The following is an 18,834-nucleotide window of genomic DNA, read 5'->3' as shown; positions in this document are numbered from 1 at the left end:
CGGCTAGGTTTTTTCCTCCAGCCCCGCCCGCATGTGAGGCGCGGTACACGGGGGCGGGGACCCGACACGGCGCGGCGACAAGAGGGCTTAGCCCAGCGAGAACGCACCCTCCGGCGGGGCCGGCGAGGGCGCCGCGTCCACGTCGGCCACGGGCGCCGCGCCCTTCATGAACCGGACCAGCCCGTCCCCGTACTCCACCCTCGCGGGAAACACGTCACCCGCGCACCGCCGGGCCAGCGCGGCCACCGGGAGCCCGGCATCGGAAGCCAGCAGCACCGCGTTCCCGAACCGCCGCCCCCGCAGCACGCCCGGCTCCGCGACCAGCGCCAGCTCCCCGAACGCCGCCGCGAAGTTCGCCAGTTGCGCCCGCAGGAAGTCGAACGGCGCCCCGTCGGCCAGGTTCGCCGCGTACAGCCCGCCGGGCCGCAGCACCCGCGCCGCCGCCCGCGCGTACTCCACCGACGTCAGCTGCGCCGGCACCCGCGAGCCGCCGAAGACGTCGGCCACCACCACGTCCGCGCTCGCGGCCGGCACCGCCTCCAGCCAGGCCCGGGCGTCGGCGGTGTGCACCGTGATCCCGGACCCCTCCGGCAGCGGCAGGTGTTCGGCGATCATGTCGACCAGGCCGGCGTCGAACTCGACGACCGCCTGCCGGGATCCCGCCCGGGTCGCCGCCGCGTAGCGGGGCAGGGTGAGCGCGCCGCCGCCCAGGTGCAGGAGGTCCAGTGCGCGCCCGGGCTCCGCCGCGCAGTCCAGGACGTGCGCGAGGCGGCGTGCGTACTCGAATTCCAGGTGTTCCGGATCGTCCAGGTCCACATACGACTGCGGGGACCCGTCGACGGTCAGCAGCCAGGCCCGCTCCGCGTCCACGTCCGGCATCAGCTTGGCGGTGCCCTGGCCCACGTCCCGGACGACCGGGATCTGTTCGTCGCTCACCCCACCATTGTCGGGCGGTCCGCAACGGGACGGTCGGCCAGGGGGCGGGACCGGATCGGACCCGGCTCAGGCGGACCAGACCGCGGCCGCCTCCTCGGCGTGCTCCGCCCCCTGCGCCAGACCGGCCCGCGCCGCGGGGTCCCGCCGGGCGGGGTCGAGTACGTTGCGCCCGAACGCCTTGCGGGCCTCCGCCGACGGGGTGATCACCAGGACCCGCGCCCCCGCTTCCCGCAGCCGTGCGGCCTGCGCGGCCGGCGAGGGGACGAGCCCGGAGCCGAGCGAGATCGGCGCGATGATCACGACGCGGTCGTATCCCGCGGCGAGATCGGCGTTGGTCGCGGAGCGGACGCCTCCGTCGATGAAGCGCCGTCCGCCGACCGTCACCGGCGGCCACACCCCCGGCACCGCGCAGCTCGCCGAGACCGCGTCGACGAGCCCCGCGCCGCTCTCCCGGTCGAAGTCGGCCGGTTCGCCGGTGACCGCGTCCACGGCGGTGACGACGAGCCGCCGCTCGGGCCATTCGTGCGAGACCAGCCGGGCGGCGAGCACCGCGCGCCGATCGGCCTCCGCCCCGGTGTCGGCGGCCAGCGCCATGGCGCCGACCCGCTGCCGGTAGGCCGTCGCGTTGCGGGAGCGGACCATCGCGACGGCGTACCGCGCGATCACCCCGGCCCCCAGTCTCGCGGCGATCTCCCCGGTGGCGTCGCCGAGCTGGCGCTCGTACAGCTCCCGCACGGACAGCTGCCCGCAGGTGAGCTGGGCGCCGACCACCGAGCCCGCCGAGGTGCCGACGACGAGGTCTGCGGTGGTGAGGTCGACGCCCGCGCGGGCGAGCCCGTACAGGATTCCGCACTCCCAGCCCACGCCCGTCAGTCCCCCGCCGCCCAGCACCAGTGCCGTGTCGCCGCCCATCTCCGCCCGCCCCTCTGCTTTCGCGCATGCCTGTGGTGACGGCAGTCTGGCGCAGCAGCTCCGCCGTCACCACAGAGGGGTCCGCCTCAGGTCGGCCGGGTCATCCCAGGACGGCCGTCACGGTTCCCGCGCCGACCGTCCGCCCGCCCTCGCGGATCGCGAAGCCGAGCCCCGGCTCCAGCGGGACGTCCCGCCCGAGCTCGACGGTCATCGTGACCGTCTGCCCGGGCCGGGCCACGCCGGCCCCGCCCAGGTCCACGTCCCCCACCACGTCGGCGGTGCGGATGTAGAACTGCGGCCGGTAGCCGGTGGCGACCGGAGTCGTACGGCCGCCCTCGCGCCCGGAGAGCACGTACACCTGCGCGGTGAAGCGCCGCTTGGGCGACACGCTGCCGGGCGCGGCCACCACGTGCCCGCGGCGGACGCCGTCGCGCGGGACCCCGCGCAGCAGCAGCGCGACGTTGTCCCCGGCCTCGGCGGACTCCATCGGCTTCCCGAAGGTCTCCAGTCCGGTGACGACCGTCTCGGCCGGCTCGCCGTCGCCGCCCAGGATCGCGACGCGGTCGCCGAGGCGTACGCTGCCGCGCTCGACGGCTCCGGTCACGACGGTCCCGCGCCCGGTGATGGTCAGCACGTTCTCCACCGGCAGCAGGAACGGCGCGTCCGTGTACCGCACCGGCGTCGGCACGTACGTGTCCACCGCGTCCAGCAGCGCCTCGACCGCCCCGGTCCACCGCGGGTCGCCCTCCAGCGCCCCGAGCCCGGAGACCCGTACGACCGGCGCCGCGTCCCCGCCGTAGCCGTGCGCGGTGAGCAGCTCGCGGACCTCCAGCTCGACCAGGTCGGTCAGCTCGGGGTCTCCGGCGTCGGCCTTGTTCAGCGCGACGACGATGTGGTCGACGCCGACCTGCCGGGCGAGGAGCACGTGCTCGGCCGTTTGCGGCATGACCCCGTCGAGGGCGGAGACGACGAGGATCGCCCCGTCGAGCTGCGCGGCACCGGTGACCATGTTCTTGATGTAGTCCGCGTGGCCGGGCATGTCCACGTGGGCGTAGTGCCGGGTGTCGGTCTCGTACTCGACGTGCGTGAGGTTGATGGTGATGCCGCGCCGGGCCTCCTCGGGGGCCCGGTCGATGCGGTCGAAGGGCACGAAGGAGGCGCCGCCGCGCTCGGCGAGGACCTTGGTGATGGCGGCGGTGAGGGTGGTCTTGCCGTGGTCGACGTGACCCATGGTGCCGATGTTGAGGTGCGGCTTGGTCCGCACGAAGGCCGTCTTGGCCATGATGTCTTTTCCCGTTGCTCGAAGCACGATCGGGACCCCTGAACCGAGCCGACCCTCCCCCTGCGGGGTCCGCCGGACGATCCGGGAAGGGTCAGCTTCGTGCGCCGTCGAATGCGGCGAAGGCCTCTGCGGGAAACGCGGATTCGGCAGCCTTCGGCGCGTCCGCGACTGCGGACGGCGCTGCGGGGAAGGCGAACCGGGACATGCCCCTGATCGTGCCGGACCGTCCCGGGCCCGTCGAATGATTTAACGGACGGACCGGCGGGCCCTCAGAGGTTCTTGAGTGCCTCGCGCACGGACAGCGGGGCCAGGGTGCCGCGTTCGGCCTCGACGAAGGCGCGTACCGCGCCGGGGTCGGTCTTCGCGTACTCCCGCAGGGACCAGCCGATGGCCTTGCGCAGGAAGAAGTCCGGGTGGCCGGCCCGGCGGCGGCAGTAGGCGAAGAGGCGCCCGGTGTCGGTGGCGTCCTTGTAGCGGAGCTGGTGCAGCAGGGCGGCGCGGGCGAGCCACAGGTCCTCGTCCTCTATCCACTCGTCCATCACCTCCGCCAGCTCCGGGTCGGCGGCCACCAGCGGGCCGACCGTGTGCGCGGCCAGCAGATCGACGGTGTCCCACCAGGGGACGGTGACGATCAGGTGCCGGACCACCGCCAGGAAGCCGGAGGAGCACCTGGAGACGTGGCGGCGCAGGTAGTCCACCGCGAAGTAGTGGTACTCGCGCTCGGGGAGCCGCCAGCAGCGCAGTGCGAGCGCCGCGCAGTCCGCCTCCGACGGCTCGGGGGCGTCCCGGGTCACGGCCTTCGACAGTTCGCGGCGCAGCGGCGTCGGGATGCCGAGGAAGGGTGCGACGCCCTTCATGTACGCGGCCGTCGCCTCGGCCCGCGCGGGGTCGGCCGCTGCCGCGTACGTCCTGGTCAGCCGGTCCAGCAGGGTGTCCGCGAGGGGGCTGCCGGGAACCCTCGGGGGTCGCCGGTCGTTCGACAGCATGAGGACCAGATTACGGCGCGACGCCGCATACGTCGGCTAGTCTCCCGGGATGTCCCTCCTCCTCGCGCCGTGGACCCGGCTGTCGCTGCTCGTCGTGCTGCTCGTCGCGGCCGGCCTGTGCGTGCTGCTGTTCGAGCCCCAGCGCCTGCTCTCGGAGGGCTGGCCCTCGGGCCTCCCGGTGGGCACGGCGGTCCTGCTGTTCGCATCCGCGTACGGTGTGTGCGCGGCGGCCTTCGTACCGCGCCCCTTGCTGAATCTGGCCGCGGGAGCCGTCTTCGGCACCCAGTTCGGCCTCGTCGCAGCGGTCGGCGGTACCGTCCTCGGCGCCGCGATCGCCTTCGGCCTCGGCCGGATCATGGGCCAGGACGCTTTGCGTCCGTACCTGCGGGGCCGCTGGATCGAGGCGGCGGACGGCCAGCTCAGCCGGCACGGCTTCCGCTCGATGCTCGCCGTCCGGCTCTTTCCGGGCGTGCCCTTCGTGGTGGCCAACTACTGCGCGGCGGTGTCCCGCTGCGGCTGGGGTCCGTTCCTCCTCGCGACGGCGCTCGGCGTGGTACCGAACACCACCGCCTACGTGATCGCCGGGGCCAGCGCCTCCTCCCCCGGTTCGCCCGCCTTCCTGGTCTCCTTCGGCTTCATCGTGGTCTCGGTGGTGGCGGCCGGAGCCGTCGCCTGGCGCAAGCGGCACCGCCTGGCACCCCCGCGATCCCGGGATTCGGCGTACGAACTGACGCCCCAGCACCCCCCAGTGGTCAGTGGCACTTCGCACGGGCCCTAGCATCGGACGCGAACTGCCCGACGATCACAAGGACGAGCGCACCCCGACATGAGCTGGTTCGAATCCCTAATCCTCGGTCTCGTCCAGGGGCTTACGGAGTTCCTCCCGATCTCCTCCAGCGCCCACCTGCGGCTGACCGCGGCGTTCGCCGGCTGGCACGACCCAGGAGCGGCCTTCACCGCGATCACCCAGATCGGCACCGAGGCCGCCGTCCTGATCTATTTCCGCAAGGACATCGCGCGGATCATCTCCACCTGGTTCCGTTCCCTGTACACGAAGGCCCTGCGCTCCGAGCAGGACGCCAAGATGGGCTGGCTGGTGATCGTCGGCTCGATTCCGATCGGCGTCCTCGGTCTGGTCTTCAAGGACGCGATCGTGGGCCCGGCCCGTGACCTGCGGCTGACGGCGACCACCCTCATCGTGATGGGCATCGTGCTCGGCGTCGCCGACCGGCTGGCCGCACGCGACGAGGAGGGCGGTCGGCACCGCGCCATCCGCGAGCGCAAGACGCTCAAGGAGCTCAGCGTCAAGGACGGCCTGATCTTCGGTGCCTGCCAGGCGATGGCCCTGATCCCGGGCGTCTCCCGGTCCGGCGCGACGATCTCCGGCGGTCTGCTGCTGGGCTTCACCCGCGAGGCCGCGGCGCGGTACTCCTTCCTCCTCGCCATCCCGGCCGTCCTGGCCTCGGGCGCGTTCGAGATCCTGGACGTGGTCGAGGAGCCGGGCCACATCTCCTGGGGTCCGACGATCTTCGCCACGGTCATCGCCTTCTTCGTGGGCTACGCCGTGATCGCCTGGTTCATGAAGTTCATCTCGACCAAGAGCTTCATGCCCTTCGTGATCTACCGGATCCTCCTGGGCATCCTCCTGTTCGCGCTGATCGGCACGGACGTGCTGAGCCCGCACGCGGGTGAGTCCGGCTCCTAGCGGGACCCGCTCCACCCCCTTCGCGTGAACCGGAAGCCGCTCGGGAACGTTCCCGGGCGGCTTCCGCGTCGTTGTGCCTGAAGAGACCTGAAGAGACCGGAAGGCAAGCAAGCAGGGGGTGTCCCATGGGTCGAGTGGTGCTGGAGCGTTTTCCGGCCGGAAGTCCGAGGGGGAGCTGGCCCGCCGAGGAGTACGCGGCGCAGCGCATGCGGGAGGGGGTGCCGGCCGAGGTGGTCATGGACCTGGACAGCGACGCGTTCCTCGTCGTGGTCCGCCAGCGGGAGGCCCGTTCCGGTCACTGAGCGCCCGCGGGAAGGCCCGGTCGGCGCACGCCCCTTGGCCTCGCGCCCGCGCAGCCCCACACTGACCCGATGACTCAGCGTGTGGATCTCGCGACGGTGATGGACCGGCTGGCGATCGACGAGGTGGTCACGGGCTACGCGGTGGCCGTCGACGACGGCGACTGGGCCGCCTACCGCGCCCTCTTCACCGCCTCCGGGCGGGTCGACTACAGCTCGGCGGGCGGGATCGAGGGTTCGGTGGGGGAGGTCGCGGACTGGCTCGCGGAGACCATGAAGCTCTTCCCCGTGCGACAGCACCTGATCGTCAACCGGCTGGTCCGGCTGGAGGACGTGGGCGGTTCGCCCGGCGACAGCGCCGAGGTCCGGGCGGACTTCCTCAACCCGATGCGCCTGGCGGGGCCGGAGTCCGATCCCACCGTCACCGCTCCCAACTTCGTCGCCGCCGGACGCTACGCCTTCGCGCTGGCCCGCACCCGTGACGGCTGGCGGCTCACCCGCGTCACCGTGCACGAGACGTGGCGGCACATGTCCGCCTGAGCCTGCCCGGCCCTGCACTGCCAGACTGGAAAGCGGAGGCGCGCCATGGTCGCGATGCGGAACGACTGGATGCGTCGCTGGCGCGCGCCCTCCGCCGTTGCCGCGGGCGCGCTGCCCGCCCTCGCCTTCCCCGCCCCCGCCCTCTGGTGGTTCGCCTACGTCGCCCTCGTGCCCTGGATGCTGCTGCTGAGGTCGGCCCCCACCGGGCGGCGGGCCGCCCTGGAGGGCTGGCTCGGCGGCGCGGGGTTCATCCTGGCCGTCCACCACTGGCTGCTGCCCAGCCTGCACGTCTTCCTGATCCCGGTGGCCGCGCTGCTGGGGCTGCTCTGGATCCCCTGGGCGCTCCTGGTGCGGGAGCTGCTCGGCGGGATCCCGTCGGCCGGCCGGTCGGCGTCCGCGCTGGTCCTCGTACCGGCGGTATGGCTGCTGTCGGAGCTGGTCCGGTCCTGGCAGGGGCTGGGCGGGCCGTGGGGGCTCCTGGGGGCGAGTCAGTGGCAGGTGCCGCCCGCGCTGCGGCTGGCCTCCGTGGGCGGCGTGTGGCTGGTCAGCCTGCTGGTGGTGGCGGTGAACTGCGCCCTGGTGCTGCTGCTGACGGTGCCGGGGGCGCGGATCCCGGCGGTGGCGGGGGTGACCGGGTGTGCGGTGCTGACGGCAGTGGTGTGGGTGTGGGCGGCGGGCCCGACGGAGTCCGGCCGGCTGCGCGTGGCCGTCGTACAGCCGGGCCCGGTGCCGGACGGCCCGGACAGCGCGGAGCGGCGGTTCGCGGCCGGTGAGCGGCTGACCCGGCCGCTGGCCGGGCAGCGGGTCGACCTCGTGGTGTGGGGCGAGAGCAGCGTCGGCGAGGACCTGACGGCCCGCCCGGACCTGGCCCGGCGGCTGGCCTCGCTGTCGGCGGAGGTCGGGGCTCCGCTGCTGGTGAACGTGGACGCGCGGCAGGCGGACCGGCCGGGGATCCGCAAGAGCGCGGTGCTCGTGGGCCCCGCAGGCCCCACCGGCGACCAGTACGACAAGATGCGGCTCGTCCCCTTCGGGGAGTACGTGCCGGCCCGGGCGCTGCTCGGCTGGGCCACCTCGGTCGGAAAGGCGGCCGGCGAGGACCGGGTGCCCGGCACGGCGCCGGTGGTCATGGACCTCCCCGCGCGGCCGGACGGCACCGGCGCCCCCGCCGGTGTCCGCCTCGGCCCCCTGGTCTGCTTCGAGTCCGCCTTCCCCGACATGAGCCGGCGCCTGACCCTCGACGGGGCCTCGCTGCTCGTCGCCCAGTCGGCGACCTCCACCTTCCAGGAGAGCTGGGCCCCCGCCCAGCACGCCTCGCTGGCGGCCCTGCGCGCCGCCGAGAACGGCCGCCCGATGGTGCACGCAACCCTCACGGGCATCAGCGTGGTGCACGGCCCCTCCGGCGAGCGGATCGGCGGGGCGCTGCCGACCTCCGCGAGCACGGCGGCGGTGTACGAGGTCCCGCTGGCCCGGGGCACGACCCTCTACGGCCGCTTGGGCGACTGGCCGGTGGGGGCCGCCCTCGCCGCGCTCGCCGTGTACTGCGCGGTGGCGGGCGTCCGTACGCTCAGGAGGCCTGCTCCAGAGCCGACTCCACCACCTGCTCGCACAACCGGTGGGTGAGCAGCGCGTCCCGCGCGCTGAGGGTCTTGCCGGTCTCGACGGCCTCCAGGAAGTGGTCCACGACCTGCTCGATGCCCCGCTGACGGGCGACGGACACCCAGTCCCCGCGGCGCCGCACGGTCGGCTGGCCCTTGTGGTCGATGACCTCGGCGAGGTTGACGACCTGCCGCTTGGTGTCCCGGCCGGAGACCTCCAGGATCTCCTCGGTGGAGCCGGACAGCCGGTTCATGATCCCGAGTGCGGTGAAGCCGTCGCCGGACAGTTGGAGCACGACCTGGTGCATCAGCCCCTCGCGCACCACGGCCCGGACGTCGACGCGATCGGTCTCGCCGGGCAGCAGGAAGCGCAGGGTGTCGACGACGTGGATGAAGTCGTCCAGGACCAGGGTGCGCGGGTCCTCGGGCAGCCCGACCCGGTTCTTCTGCATGATGATCAGCTCGCGCGGGTGGTCGGCGCACTGCGCGTAGCCGGGCGCGTGACGGCGGTTGAAGCCGACGGCGAGCGAGACCCCCTGCTCCTCGGCCAGTTCCACCAACCGCTCCGAGTCCGCGAGCTCGTAGGCGAGCGGCTTGTCCACGTACGTCGGCACGCCGGCCCGGAGCAGCCGCGTGACGATCTCGGGGTGGGCCGCGGTCGAGGCGTGCACGAAGGCCGCGTCGAGCCCCTCGGCGAGCAGCGCGTCGAGGTCGGTGTGCCGGCGCGCGGCGGGGACGTGGTGGATCCCGCCGATCCGCTCCAGCGTGGCGGGAGTACGGGTCTGCAGGTGCAGCTCGAGGCCCGGGCGGGTGGTGAGGACGGGCAGGTACGCCTTCTGCGCGATGTCGCCGAGTCCGATGCAGCCGACCTTCACCAGGAGACCTCCAGGTTGATCCTTGTGGGACTTCAGCAGCTTAATCCCTGGTGGCAGGGGCCGCGTTCACCGAGGATGTCCCTCATGACCACCAGTTCCGGAACCCATCGCACCGAGCCCGCGACCACCGCCGACGAGCGGGACATGCTGGACGGCTGGCTCGACTACCACCGCGCGACCCTCGCCTGGAAGTGCGAGGGGCTCCAGGACGAGCAGCTGCGCCGCACCCCGCTCGAGCCCTCCGAGTTGAGCCTCCTGGGCCTCGTACGGCACATGGCGGAGGTGGAACGGTACTGGTTCCGGGAGATCCTCCTCGGCGAGGACCTTCCCGAGCTGTACTGCACCGACGAGGACCCGGACGGCGACTTCCACTTCGCCGACGACGCCACCTGGGCCGAGAACGAGCAGGTGTGGCAGACCGAGGTCGAACTGGCGCGCCAGGCCGCCGCGGGCCGTTCGCTGGACCTGCTGTCGCAGGCCGAGAGCCACCACCGCGGCGAGGTCTTCAGCCTGCGCTGGGTCTACACCCACATGATCGAGGAGTACGCGCGCCACAACGGCCACGCGGACCTGCTGCGCGAGCAGATAGACGGGGCCACGGGCGACTAGGGCCTCGCTCCCGGGCGGACCGGATCCGCCGCACACCCCGCTCGCCGTCACCCGTGCGGGGTGAATATCCGCTCCGGGTTTTCGCAACGGGGTCCTCGCACAGCAGAGTTGCGCGGGTGCATCCAACCCGAACCACGACAACCCTGCTGCTCGGAGTCGCCTGTGCCGTCTCTGCCGTCTCCGGCTGCGTGAACGTGAGCCCCGGTCCCGTGCAGTCGGCGGCGGTCCCGGCCACCGGCGGGCCACCGCGCCACGAGCCACGCGGCGGGCCCGGGGCCGCCCCCGTGGTCGTCCAGGCGCCCGCCCTGGAGGCACTGAAGGCGGTCCCGGAGCAGCCCGCGCACCCGGTGGCCCCCGCGCCCGCCCGGCAGCCCCGTCAGGGCGCCTCCGGCGGGCCCGCACCGGACGTGCCGCCGGTCCCCGACATCCCGGAGCCGCCGAAGCCCGCCGAGCCCGCCTCGGGGCGTCCGGGCGGCCGCCCCGAGCATGCCCGGCGCGACGCCGAGGTGGAGCGCGAGCTGGTGCGGAAGCTGCCGGTGCGGCCGGCCGACGTGTGCGCGCTGGGCCGCCGGCACGGCCGCTGGCACCCGGACAGCCCGGAGGCCCGCATCTGCGCCGGCGTCCGCGACGGCTGACCGCCAAGGCCCGTCGTCCGGATCGGCCCGGGGGCCGGCGCCCCTACGGGGACTGCTCGGGAAACGGCCGGGGCCCGGCACCCGGTTCCGTGGCCAGGCGCCGCTCCAGCCGTGCGATGGCCTCCCGCACGCCGTTCCCGTACCCGTCGTCCGGGAGGGCCCCGGCGGCCGCCCGGGCCCGCGCCAAGTGGACCCGGGCGGCCTCCGGGCGCTGCAGCTTCACGTAGTCGGCAGCCAGGCTGAGGTGCAGGGACGGATAGAACACACGCATCGCGGGATGCGGTTCCCGCAGGGCCGGCCCCCCGTCCCGGGCCCCGGTGACGGGCCGGTCACCCAGGGCTTCGGCGGCGGTCAGGGCCCGCAGGTCCCAGGCCAGTTCGTCGGCGGGGTCGTCCTGGGCGTCCGCCATGTAGTGCGCGAGGGTGCAGCGGTGGAGGTCGTCCCCCTCCTCGCCGATCTCCGCCCAGATCGCGCCGAGCCGGTTGCGGGCCTCCTCGCGGTCCCCGGCGTGCAGCAGGATGACCGCCTGGCCGATCCTGGTCATGACGGCGTCCTCCGACGCCTCCTGCTGCTCCGTCACCGCGGCCTCCGGCTTGCTCCGCCAGACCTGCTCCGGGTCTGATCATCACGAAGCTAGCCGGAGGTGGCGGCAATGGCGCCGAGGCGCGGTGGGGCGTCAGCCGAGGTCCGGGATCCGCCAGTCGATCGGCTCATGGCCCTGGGCGGCGATGGCCTCGTTGATCTGCGTGAAGGGCCGGGATCCGAAGAACTTCTTGGCCGACAGCGGGGAGGGGTGGGCCCCCTTGACCACGACGTGCCGCTCCTCGTCGATCAGCGGGATCTTCTTCTGGGCGTAGGCGCCCCACAGGACGAAAACGGCCGGGTCGGGCCGCTCGGACACCGCGCGGATCACGGCGTCGGTGAACTTCTCCCAGCCCTTGCCCTTGTGCGAATTGGGCTCGGCCTCCCGGACGGTGAGGACGGCGTTGAGCAGCAGGACGCCCTGGCGGGCCCACGGCATCAGGTACCCGTTGTCCGGGACCGGCAGGCCGAGCTCCTCCTTCATCTCCTTGTAGATGTTGCGCAGCGACGGCGGGGTCTTGACCCCGGGCTGCACGGAGAAGCACAGGCCGTGCCCCTGGCCGGCGCCGTGGTAGGGGTCCTGGCCCAGGACGAGCACCTTCACCTGGTCGAAGGGAGTGGCCTCCAGGGCCGCGAACACCTGCTCGCGGGGCGGGTAGACCGGCCCGTTCGCCCGTTCCTTCTCGACGAACTCGGTGAGTTCTTTGAAGTAGGGCTGGTCCAGCTCCCCGCCGAGGACGGGGAGCCAGGACTCGGGCAGCATCTGGGTCACGTCGAAAACCTCCGGTACAAGTTCGTGCAACTGCTCCAGAACCTACCGGGGGCCACTGACAACGCGTCGGCCGCCCGGGGCGGATGCCCCGGGCGGGGCCGCTACCAGCTGGTCTTGCGGTACAGCTCCCACATCTGCATGGCGGTCTGCGGGTCCAGCGCCCGCTCGGCGCCCGCGATGTCCTCTTGCGCGGCGACGTACAGCTTGCCCTGCCACAGGGGCAGCAGCCGGACGTCCTCGGCGAAGATCTGCTGCGCCTTCTCGAACTGCTGGACGCCGGCGGAGCGGTCGCCGTCGCGGCGCGACTTGGGCAGCAGCTCGTTCGTGATCTCCGTGGGCTCGTACGGGGTGCCGACCGCGTTCTCCTTGCCGACGAACGGCGCGATGAAGTTGTCCGGGTCCGGGAAGTCGGGGAACCAGCCTCGGCCGAAGATCGGGTACTCCTGGCCCTTGTAGCCCTCCTGGAAGGCCTTCCAGGGCTGGCTGCGCAGGGTGATCCGGAAGAGCTGGCTCTCGTCCAGCTGCCGCTTGAGCTCGGTGAACTCCTCTGCGGTGGAGGAGCCGTACCGGTCGGTGGTGTACCAGAAGGTCAGGTCGACCGGCGTGGGGACCCCGGCGTCCTTGAGGAGCTTCTTGGCCTTGGCGACGTCCGCGGCGCCGTACTTGTCGTAGTAGGGCGTCTTGTGGCCGACGACGCCCTTGGGAACCATCGAGTACAGCGGCTCCGCGGTGCCCTGGTAGACCTTGGAGACGAGCGTCCCGCGGTCGACGGTCTGGGCGATCGCCTGGCGGACCGCGAGCTTGTTGACCGCGGGGTCCTTGGGGTTGAAGACCAGATAGCGGATCTCGGCGCCGACGTTCTCGACGACCTGGACGCCCTGCGCGTGCGCCGCGGGGGTCTGCAGGTCCGTGACCTCCGTGGCCGACAGGCCTCGGTAGGTGGCGTCGATCTCCTTGGCCTTCAGGGCCGAGACCATCTTCTGGGAGTCCTGGAAGTAGCGGATGGTGACCGCCTTGTTACGGCGGTTGGCGAAGCCCGCGTAGCTCCCGTTGTCGCTGAGGACGGCCTCGCTGCCCTCCTTGTACGAGTCGAGCACGTACGGGCCGGAGCCGGTGATCTTGCCGTCCTGGCGCACCTTGTCGGCGGGGTAGTCCTTGGGCGCGACCAGCGAGGCGGCGGGCGAACCGAGGACGTACGGGAACGTGGCGTCCGAGGTGTTCAGGTGGAAGACGACCGTCTGGGCGTCCGGGGTCTCGATCTTGTCGAGGCTGCCGAAGAGGTCCTTCGGGCCGACCTTGGAGCCGATCGTCTTGATGCGCTCGAGGGAGTACTTGACGGCCTTGGCGTCGAGCGCCTCGCCGTTGGAGAACTTCAGGCCCTTGCGCAGGGTGCACCGGTAGGCCTGGCTCGCGCCGTCCGTGAACTCGCAGCTCTGGGCGGCGTCGGGCTGGGGCTTGGTGGAGCCCGTGGGGAACGCCAGCAGGGTCTGGTAGACGTTCCGGTACAGCTCCCAGGAGCCGTCCCACGCCGCGGCAGGATCGAGGGTGCTCGGTGCGCTCGTGGTGCCGACGACGATCCTCTTGGCGTCGTCGTCGTTGTCCTCCGACAGCAGGCCGCATCCGGCGAGCAGGGATATGGACGCAAGGGCCGCAGTGATCTGCAGGCATCTGGTCCGGTTGAACACGTGCACGCTCCTCGATCAGCCAGGGGTGCGGCAGACCCTACCGCAGTGCCCCACGAATCCAATGGGGTGGTTTCGTGGGGCACTTGACCGGTTTCGTGCACATTCGATACGCATTTACCTCCCTTTCGGAGGCAAATACGTCCGATTATCGGTCAGTGGACTCCAGCATTGAGGAACATCCCACCGTCGACGACCAGAGTTTGGCCCGTGATCCATTCCGCTTGTGCAGATGTAAGAAACGCGGCGGCCCCTCCGATGTCCTCCGGGTGCCCCAGCCGGCCGAGCGGATAGGCGGCCGCGGCCTCCTGTTCCCGGCCCTCGTAGAGCGCCTGCGCGAACTGGGTCTTGACCACCGCGGGGGCGATGGCGTTGACCCGGACACCCGGTGCCATCTCGTGGGCGAGCTGGAGGGTGAGGTTGACCATGGCGGCCTTGCTCATCCCGTACGCCCCGATGAACGGCGAGGCCGAGACGCCGGCGATGGAGGCGATGTTCACGATCGCTCCGCCGTTGTCCTTCTGCCAGGCGTGCCAGGTCCGCTGGGCGAAGCCGAGCGCCGAGATCACATTGGTCTCGAAGACCTTGCGGGCGACTCCGAGGTCCAGGTCCGCGATCGGCCCGAAGACCGGATTGGTGCCCGCGTTGTTCACCAGGAAGTCGACGCGGCCGAAGGCCTCCATCGTGCGCTCGACGGCGACGGCCTGGTGGGCCTCGTCGTGCGCCTTGCCGGCGACCCCGATCACCCGGTCCGCACCGAGCCGCTCGACGGCCTCCTTGAGTGCCTCCTCGTTGCGCCCGGTGATGCAGACCCGGTCGCCGCGGGCGACCAGCGCCTCGGCGATGCCGTAGCCGATGCCCCGGCTCGCCCCGGTGATCAGTGCGACCTTGCCGCTGTCGATACCGTCGTACGTCATGACGTGAGCCCTGCCTCTCGTGATCTCTTCGCTCGTCAGTTGAGCGGGCCGCCGGCGACGTACATGACCTGGCCGGAGACGAAGCCGGCCGCCTCGCCGGTGAAGAAGGCGATGGCGTTGGCGATGTCGTCCGGGCGGCCGACGCGCTGGACGGGGATCTGGGTGGCGGCCGCCGCCTGGAAGTCCTCGAAGCCCATGCCGACGCGGGCGGCCGTCTGGGCGGTCATCTCGGTGACGATGAATCCGGGGGCGACGGCGTTGGCGGTGACGCCGAACTTGCCGAGCTCGATGGCCAGGGTCTTGGTGAAGCCCTGCAGGCCGGCCTTGGCAGCGGAGTAGTTGACCTGGCCGCGGTTGCCGAGCGCCGAGCTGCTGGAGAGGTTCACGATGCGGCCGAACTTGGCCTCCACCATGTGCTTCTGGCAGGCCTTGGACATCAGGAAGGCACCGCGCAGGTGCACGTTGATGACGGTGTCCCAGTCGGTCTCGCTCATCTTGAAGAGCAGGTTGTCGCGCAGCACGCCGGCGTTGTTGACCAGGATGGTCGGGGCGCCGAGCTCGCTCGCGACGCGCGCGACGGCCGCCTCCACCTGCGCGCCGTCGGAGACGTCGCAGCCGACCGCCAGGGCCTTGCCGCCGGCCGCCGTGATCGCCTCCACGGTGTCCTTGCAGGCCGCCTCGTCGAGGTCGAGTACGGCGACGGCCCGGCCCTCGGCGGCCAGGCGTACGGCGGTGGCCGCGCCGATGCCCCGGGCCGCCCCGGTCACGATCGCGACGCGCTGCTCGGTGGTGGACATGCTGGATCTCCTCGCCCTTGAGAGACGGCCGCCCAGAGGTGAGCAACCGCTTAGTAGCTTCAGCTGAGGAGACGCTAGGAGCCCTGGCACCCGGTGTCAACGGCGGCAGTTCGGGACGCGCCGTCGTTCGAGGCGCGGGCCCACCCGACCGGCACGCATCCGGCCCCGCCGGCACACATCCAGCCCCGCCGGCGATCGAGGCGCGGGGCCCGGGGCGGCGCCCCGGCACCTCACCGGCCCGCCGGCGGGACCCCGGTCAGCGGACCAGCAGGTCGAGCAGCCGCTCCACCTCCGCCGCGGGATCGGCCGTCAGGCCGGTGTGCACCGGCCCCGGCTGCACCACCGTGCTCCGCGGAGCGATCAGCCACCGGAACCGCCGCCCGGCGTCGTCGCCCGCCGCCTGCCCGGCGGACTCGCCGCCCGCGCACACGCCCTCGACCCCGTGCAACGCGGCCCGCACCCCCGCCACGTCCGCTCCCGGATCCAGCGCGAGGAGCTTCGCCTCGTCGAGGTGGGTGCGCGCGGCGACGTACGAATGGGCCCGGCAGTAGACGATCACTCCGGCGTTGAAGCACTCACCCCGTTCCATCCGGGGCACCACACGCACCAGCGCGTACTCGAACACGTCCCGCTTGGTCACTCGTCGTCGCTCTTCTTCTTGTGGGGCAGGGGGGCGAGGCGTTCGGCCAGCCAGCCCGGCGGACCGGACCGCTGCTTGACCTCGGCCTCCATGGTGATCCTCTCGTGGATCGTGGCCGCGCGCGGCAGCAGCGCCTCCACGTAGGCGCGGCGGAGCGCGTCGGTGGAGTCGAAGCCCGGTTCGTCGACCAGCCATTCGTCGGGGACGTCGGCCGCGACCTCCGTCAGCAGGTCCTCGGTGACCAGCGGGGCGAGGGCCGCGGCCGCGGCCTCGATGTCCGGGCCGACGGGGGCCAGTACGTGGTCGGAGGCGTTGTAGGGCTTGGCGGCCGCGGCCGTGGCGGTGGGCCAGTTGTGGTGCCAGATCATGGTGGCGCCGTGGTCGATGAGCCAGAGGTCCCCGTGCCAGACCAGCATGTTCGGGTTGCGCCAGGACCGGTCGACGTTGTTGATGAGGGCGTCGAACCAGACCACGCGTCCCGCTTCGACCGGGTCCACCTGGTAGGCGAGCGGGTCGAAGCCGATCGAGCCGGGCAGGTAGTCCATGCCGAGGTTGAGACCGCCGCTGGCCTTGAGCAGCTCCTGGACCTCCTGGTCGGGCTCGCCGAGCCCGATGACGGGGTCGAGCTGCATCTGGACCAGGGTCGGCACGCGCAGTCCCAGCCGCTGGGCCAGGCGGCCGCAGATGACCTCGGCGACCAGGGTCTTGCGACCCTGGCCGGCTCCGGTGAATTTCATGACGTAGGTACCGAGGTCGTCGGCCTCGACGATTCCCGGGAGCGAGCCGCCCTCACGCAGGGGCGTCACATAGCGGGTCGCGATCACTTCTGTGAGCATTTCACCAGGCTATCTGGCGACCGCACTTTACGATCCAAGGCAAGGGTCGAGTCCCTACCCATCCCGCGAAGACCGCCCATCAGCCCTGGGGAGAATCTGGGGAGTTCTGGCCAACAGCCTCACTCCCCCGTGCTCCCCCAGCAGCCCGTCGATGGCCCGGCGCCCCTTGCCGCCAGCCTCAGGCCCGACGTGAGCATAGTGGTGGAGCGTGATCGTCGGGGACGAGTGCCCAGCCACCGCGCCAACGTCACCACTGACTCGCCGGCTTTCCCCCTGCCCGAGGCCACACCCCACGGCCGGCTGTGGTGGCGCAGGCGGCGAAGACACCGGTCCGGCAGGTCCGGGCTGGGGCTCCTAGTAGCGGAGTGACCACAACACGGTGCAGGTCCAGGAGGAGGTGCCCTTTTTCAGGAAGCCGGTGTCGTCGACGATCAGTACCCCGCCGGGGCGCCCGAAGTGGTGTCCGATGGTGGGGAAGAGGTGGTCCTGGTCGCGGTCCCAGGTCTCGCTTGCCTGCTCGGTGGTCACGGCCCGAGGCTTCCCCGGTCCGTGACCACCTTGCCGTCGTGGGCACTCCTTCGAGGGGCCGGCGGGCAGAAGCCGTCCGTGACGGCAGCCTGCCCGCTACAGTCCCACCGCTCGACGTTTCCCCAGGTCAAGCCACGAAGTACTGCTGGAGTACTAATGCCTGTCTGATAATTGATCTTGTGGCAGGTCGAGGTGAGTTGACGGAGGCGGCGTGGGAGTGGATAGAGCCCTTGTTGCCGCAGGTGGATGGGCGTGGTCGGCCGTGGCGTGATCACCGGCAGGTGGTCAATGGTGTGCTGTGGCGGTTGCGGACCGGGGCTCCGTGGTGTGACCTGCCCGAGCGGTATGGGCCGTGGCAGACCGTCTGGTCGTACGCCGCCGCGGACGACCACGGAGTCGTCGAAATCCGGCATGAAGAGTGACATGGCGGCTCCTGGTGCTCCTGGTGCTTCTGGTGCGCGGATGGCGGAACACCCCAGTCGATACCCCCCCAGGGCGCGCCGCGCACGCCCCGGACGGCCGTGTGTCAGCTCGGGCGCTCGTAGTTGGTCAGGACGCAGCCCTCGACCTGGGCCTTCTCCAGCCGGTAGCCGGCTGGCGCGGTGAAGCCGGTCTCGCAGTTCAGGTACAGGAACTGGAGCTGGTAGAGCCCGCGGCGGACGCTCGCGTTGTTGGTCTCCACGGCGATGTTCGTGCCGACCAGCAGCTTGCTCGCAGTGGCCTTGAGGCGCCCGTCGTCCTTCAGGTCGGCCAGCTGCGCCGCCTTGGCCTTGGTCTGGAGGGTCTTCATGTCGGAGACGGTGTCCAGCCAGTTCAGGTTGTGCGCGCGCTGCTCCCCGCCGAGCTGGCCGCAGACCGCTCGCTGCTCGACGCCCCAAGCGCTCGCGGGGCCGTCGACGACCGGCATGTAGTCGATCGACTGTACCTGCTCGTCGGTGACCTTCATGCTCGTGCAGTCGACCGTGTGCGGGCTGACGAGCTTCTTGAGCTCGGCGATGCTGCCGGCGCTCGGCAGGCCCAGGCTGCCGGTGGATGGCTGGCCCGGTTTCGCGGCTCCCTCGGTGGAGGGGTCGCGGACCGCCCCGCGGTGGGGGCTGCCCTGGCCGTCGGGGCTGTTGACGTAGTCGGTGAGGAAGCAGCCCTCGACCAGGGCCTTCTCCTTCTTGAACCCCTCCGGGACGAAGACGTCGGGGTTGCAGCTCAGGATGCGCAGGTCGGAGTTGGGCGGGTCGACCAGGGACACGGCGGTGGCGGTCTTGAGCGCGGTCAGGGCGAAGGTCTTGCCCACGACCGTGCGGCTGGCGAGGTCGGTGTTGTCCCGGCCCTCGGCGAGCAGCTTCGCGGCGTTGTCCTTGGCGGCCTGCTGGAAGGCCTTCATGTCCGGGGTCAGGAAGAGGACGATCTCGCCCCGCGCCTTCTTGTCCGTGCAGACGCCGCGCTCCGTGATGCCCCAGTCCCCGGCGCCGATGAACCCGCTCAGCGGCACCCGGCTGTCGTTCGGGTCGGTGCTGAGGTTCTCGCAGGACGTGTACTGCTGTACGTGGGCCTGCGCCCGCTACGCTGCGCGGGGCGCAGGGCCCAGTACGGCATGACACGTCCCGCGAGTGCCTCGACACAGCACCAAAGGGGTACCGGGTGCGGCGGAGCTGGTTTATGGCCCACTGGGATGTGGGCATCCCGGAGAGCGGCGACTACACGGCCAATAA

At 71.8% G+C, this 18,834-nt stretch carries 21 protein-coding genes and 1 pseudogene; 8 read left to right on the top strand and 14 right to left on the bottom strand.

All coding sequences use genetic code 11. The annotated features are described in order from the left end of the window. Nucleotides 1-87: 87 nt before the first annotated feature. The 4 genes from PV721_RS29005 to PV721_RS28990 form a co-directional block, all read right to left on the bottom strand. On the bottom strand, nucleotides 88-879 hold the full coding sequence (locus PV721_RS29005; protein WP_319729225.1) for a fused MFS/spermidine synthase: 792 nt from the start codon (nucleotides 877-879) through the stop codon (nucleotides 88-90). Nucleotides 880-1,002: 123 nt separating this feature from the next. After that, nucleotides 1,003-1,848 carry a patatin-like phospholipase family protein gene (locus PV721_RS29000; RefSeq protein ID WP_319729219.1) on the bottom strand — a complete coding sequence of 282 codons (846 nt, stop codon included), beginning with the start codon at nucleotides 1,846-1,848 and terminating at the stop codon, nucleotides 1,003-1,005. A 100-nt stretch (nucleotides 1,849-1,948) separates the two neighbouring features. Beyond that, nucleotides 1,949-3,130, bottom strand: coding sequence for an elongation factor Tu (tuf, locus tag PV721_RS28995; protein ID WP_319729217.1), 1,182 nt, complete (start codon nucleotides 3,128-3,130; stop codon nucleotides 1,949-1,951). A 269-nt stretch (nucleotides 3,131-3,399) separates the two neighbouring features. Then, nucleotides 3,400-4,116: a DNA alkylation repair protein gene (locus PV721_RS28990; protein ID WP_319729216.1), complete on the bottom strand. Its 717-nt coding sequence runs from the start codon at nucleotides 4,114-4,116 to the stop codon at nucleotides 3,400-3,402. A 49-nt stretch (nucleotides 4,117-4,165) separates the two neighbouring features. Here PV721_RS28990 and PV721_RS28985 point away from each other — a divergent pair, with 49 nt between their 5' ends. The 5 genes from PV721_RS28985 (at nucleotide 4,166) to lnt (ending at nucleotide 8,280) form a co-directional block, all read left to right on the top strand. After that, nucleotides 4,166-4,894 (top strand): TVP38/TMEM64 family protein, encoded by a 729-nt coding sequence (locus PV721_RS28985; protein WP_319729214.1) that lies wholly within the window; start codon nucleotides 4,166-4,168, stop codon nucleotides 4,892-4,894. A gap of 48 nt (nucleotides 4,895-4,942) precedes the next feature. After that, nucleotides 4,943-5,821, top strand: coding sequence for an undecaprenyl-diphosphate phosphatase (locus PV721_RS28980; RefSeq protein WP_319729211.1), 879 nt, complete (start codon nucleotides 4,943-4,945; stop codon nucleotides 5,819-5,821). Nucleotides 5,822-5,946: 125 nt separating this feature from the next. Continuing rightward, complete coding sequence (locus tag PV721_RS28975) at nucleotides 5,947-6,123, top strand: hypothetical protein (protein ID WP_319729209.1); 177 nt, start codon at nucleotides 5,947-5,949, stop codon at nucleotides 6,121-6,123. Between the two features lie 69 nt (nucleotides 6,124-6,192). After that, the gene (locus PV721_RS28970; RefSeq protein WP_319729207.1) at nucleotides 6,193-6,660 is read left to right on the top strand and encodes a nuclear transport factor 2 family protein; all 468 of its coding nucleotides are present in this window, start codon (nucleotides 6,193-6,195) and stop codon (nucleotides 6,658-6,660) included. Between the two features lie 45 nt (nucleotides 6,661-6,705). Continuing rightward, entirely contained in the window at nucleotides 6,706-8,280 is a 1,575-nt protein-coding gene (gene lnt / locus PV721_RS28965) for an apolipoprotein N-acyltransferase (RefSeq protein WP_319729205.1), read from the top strand. Here the strand turns inward: lnt and PV721_RS28960 are convergent. Then, nucleotides 8,225-9,130 carry a Gfo/Idh/MocA family oxidoreductase gene (locus PV721_RS28960; RefSeq protein WP_319729202.1) on the bottom strand — a complete coding sequence of 302 codons (906 nt, stop codon included), beginning with the start codon at nucleotides 9,128-9,130 and terminating at the stop codon, nucleotides 8,225-8,227. The two genes, lnt and PV721_RS28960, sit on opposite strands and share 56 nt — an antisense overlap. Before the next feature lie 84 nt (nucleotides 9,131-9,214). On the opposite strand from PV721_RS28960, the gene PV721_RS28955 reads away from it, so the two are divergent. Beyond that, nucleotides 9,215-9,739, top strand: coding sequence for a DinB family protein (locus PV721_RS28955; RefSeq protein ID WP_319729199.1), 525 nt, complete (start codon nucleotides 9,215-9,217; stop codon nucleotides 9,737-9,739). A gap of 116 nt (nucleotides 9,740-9,855) precedes the next feature. Further along, a complete protein-coding gene (locus tag PV721_RS28950) occupies nucleotides 9,856-10,374 on the top strand; it encodes a hypothetical protein (protein WP_319729197.1) in 519 nt (172 codons plus the stop codon). Between the two features lie 43 nt (nucleotides 10,375-10,417). Here PV721_RS28950 and PV721_RS28945 read toward each other — a convergent pair whose 3' ends face one another. The 8 genes from PV721_RS28945 to PV721_RS44070 form a co-directional block, all read right to left on the bottom strand. Continuing rightward, on the bottom strand, nucleotides 10,418-10,954 hold the full coding sequence (locus tag PV721_RS28945; protein ID WP_319729194.1) for a hypothetical protein: 537 nt from the start codon (nucleotides 10,952-10,954) through the stop codon (nucleotides 10,418-10,420). 96 nt (nucleotides 10,955-11,050) lie between these two features. Continuing rightward, entirely contained in the window at nucleotides 11,051-11,719 is a 669-nt protein-coding gene (locus PV721_RS28940; protein WP_030722329.1) for a uracil-DNA glycosylase, read from the bottom strand. A gap of 110 nt (nucleotides 11,720-11,829) precedes the next feature. After that, on the bottom strand, nucleotides 11,830-13,413 hold the full coding sequence (locus PV721_RS28935) for an ABC transporter substrate-binding protein (RefSeq protein ID WP_319729191.1): 1,584 nt from the start codon (nucleotides 13,411-13,413) through the stop codon (nucleotides 11,830-11,832). Nucleotides 13,414-13,565: 152 nt separating this feature from the next. Beyond that, on the bottom strand, nucleotides 13,566-14,327 hold the full coding sequence (locus PV721_RS28930) for an SDR family oxidoreductase (protein WP_319729189.1): 762 nt from the start codon (nucleotides 14,325-14,327) through the stop codon (nucleotides 13,566-13,568). A 35-nt stretch (nucleotides 14,328-14,362) separates the two neighbouring features. Beyond that, entirely contained in the window at nucleotides 14,363-15,124 is a 762-nt protein-coding gene (gene fabG / locus PV721_RS28925; protein ID WP_319729187.1) for a 3-oxoacyl-ACP reductase FabG, read from the bottom strand. A 256-nt stretch (nucleotides 15,125-15,380) separates the two neighbouring features. Continuing rightward, nucleotides 15,381-15,764 carry a DUF3037 domain-containing protein gene (locus PV721_RS28920; RefSeq protein ID WP_319729186.1) on the bottom strand — a complete coding sequence of 128 codons (384 nt, stop codon included), beginning with the start codon at nucleotides 15,762-15,764 and terminating at the stop codon, nucleotides 15,381-15,383. Next, the gene (locus tag PV721_RS28915) at nucleotides 15,761-16,600 is read right to left on the bottom strand and encodes a HipA family kinase (RefSeq protein ID WP_319729183.1); all 840 of its coding nucleotides are present in this window, start codon (nucleotides 16,598-16,600) and stop codon (nucleotides 15,761-15,763) included. The genes PV721_RS28920 and PV721_RS28915 overlap by 4 nt, the downstream gene beginning before the upstream one ends. A gap of 354 nt (nucleotides 16,601-16,954) precedes the next feature. Continuing rightward, a complete protein-coding gene (locus tag PV721_RS44070) occupies nucleotides 16,955-17,128 on the bottom strand; it encodes a hypothetical protein (protein ID WP_416371203.1) in 174 nt (57 codons plus the stop codon). 179 nt (nucleotides 17,129-17,307) lie between these two features. On the opposite strand from PV721_RS44070, the pseudogene PV721_RS28900 reads away from it, so the two are divergent. Then, a pseudogene (locus PV721_RS28900) lies at nucleotides 17,308-17,496 on the top strand (transposase); the annotation flags it as partial. Between the two features lie 158 nt (nucleotides 17,497-17,654). Here the strand turns inward: PV721_RS28900 and PV721_RS28895 are convergent. Beyond that, nucleotides 17,655-18,614: a hypothetical protein gene (locus tag PV721_RS28895; RefSeq protein ID WP_319729180.1), complete on the bottom strand. Its 960-nt coding sequence runs from the start codon at nucleotides 18,612-18,614 to the stop codon at nucleotides 17,655-17,657. Nucleotides 18,615-18,834 lie beyond the last annotated feature (220 nt).

Origin of the sequence: Streptomyces sp. MB09-01, from assembly GCF_033794505.1 — a bacterium.
In the GTDB taxonomy this organism is placed as follows: domain Bacteria; phylum Actinomycetota; class Actinomycetes; order Streptomycetales; family Streptomycetaceae; genus Streptomyces.
Note: the sequence above shows the minus strand (reverse complement) of the source record. Positions and strands in the feature narration are given on the sequence as shown.

Bases quoted from the DNA above. Each gene is read 5' to 3' on its own strand.
- PV721_RS28985 (WP_319729214.1), top strand. From the start codon at position 4,166: ATGTCCCTCCTCCTCGCGCCGTGGACCCGGCTGTCGCTGCTCGTCGTG.
- PV721_RS28915 (WP_319729183.1), bottom strand. From the start codon at position 16,600: ATGCTCACAGAAGTGATCGCGACCCGCTATGTGACGCCCCTGCGTGAG.
- lnt (WP_319729205.1), top strand. From the start codon at position 6,706: ATGGTCGCGATGCGGAACGACTGGATGCGTCGCTGGCGCGCGCCCTCC.
- PV721_RS29000 (WP_319729219.1), bottom strand. From the start codon at position 1,848: ATGGGCGGCGACACGGCACTGGTGCTGGGCGGCGGGGGACTGACGGGC.
- PV721_RS28955 (WP_319729199.1), top strand. From the start codon at position 9,215: ATGACCACCAGTTCCGGAACCCATCGCACCGAGCCCGCGACCACCGCC.
- PV721_RS28940 (WP_030722329.1), bottom strand. From the start codon at position 11,719: ATGCTGCCCGAGTCCTGGCTCCCCGTCCTCGGCGGGGAGCTGGACCAG.
- PV721_RS28930 (WP_319729189.1), bottom strand. From the start codon at position 14,327: ATGACGTACGACGGTATCGACAGCGGCAAGGTCGCACTGATCACCGGG.
- PV721_RS28970 (WP_319729207.1), top strand. From the start codon at position 6,193: ATGACTCAGCGTGTGGATCTCGCGACGGTGATGGACCGGCTGGCGATC.
- PV721_RS29005 (WP_319729225.1), bottom strand. From the start codon at position 879: ATGCCGGACGTGGACGCGGAGCGGGCCTGGCTGCTGACCGTCGACGGG.
- PV721_RS28980 (WP_319729211.1), top strand. From the start codon at position 4,943: ATGAGCTGGTTCGAATCCCTAATCCTCGGTCTCGTCCAGGGGCTTACG.
- fabG (WP_319729187.1), bottom strand. From the start codon at position 15,124: ATGTCCACCACCGAGCAGCGCGTCGCGATCGTGACCGGGGCGGCCCGG.
- PV721_RS28990 (WP_319729216.1), bottom strand. From the start codon at position 4,116: ATGCTGTCGAACGACCGGCGACCCCCGAGGGTTCCCGGCAGCCCCCTC.
- tuf (WP_319729217.1), bottom strand. From the start codon at position 3,130: ATGGCCAAGACGGCCTTCGTGCGGACCAAGCCGCACCTCAACATCGGC.
- PV721_RS28975 (WP_319729209.1), top strand. From the start codon at position 5,947: ATGGGTCGAGTGGTGCTGGAGCGTTTTCCGGCCGGAAGTCCGAGGGGG.